The organism is Vibrio sp. HI00D65 (assembly GCF_001635455.1).
In the GTDB taxonomy this organism is placed as follows: domain Bacteria; phylum Pseudomonadota; class Gammaproteobacteria; order Enterobacterales; family Vibrionaceae; genus Vibrio.
The window spans coordinates 1-232 of sequence record NZ_LWEH01000003.1 but is presented as its reverse complement, the minus strand read 5'-3'; the positions used below and the strand labels follow the sequence as shown (position 1 = coordinate 232).

At 47.0% G+C, this 232-nt stretch carries 1 pseudogene; it reads right to left on the bottom strand.

Going from position 1 to position 232, the window contains the following annotated elements:
• Positions 1–189 (bottom strand): annotated as a pseudogene (locus tag A3712_RS28125) (hypothetical protein); the annotation flags it as partial.
• Between the last annotated feature and the right edge of the window lie 43 nt (positions 190–232).

Genomic DNA, 232 nt, shown 5'->3' with positions numbered 1-232 from the left:
TGTTGGTTGCGAGGTTGGCGATAAAAAAGGTTGTAGCGACAACCCTAGGAGCAGAGAAAAAGCCATGCTAATAGGGAGCCACCACCAACGCATAGTCTGAGTTTGCTTCGGTGGTTTGATTGTTTGGGATACGATGTTTTTCCATACTTGGCGTGGCGGAGGTTTTAAGTTGCCTTCAGAATGTGCCATGTCAACTGCTGGGGTTAAGCTAGATAAATGCTGATGCCAAAGG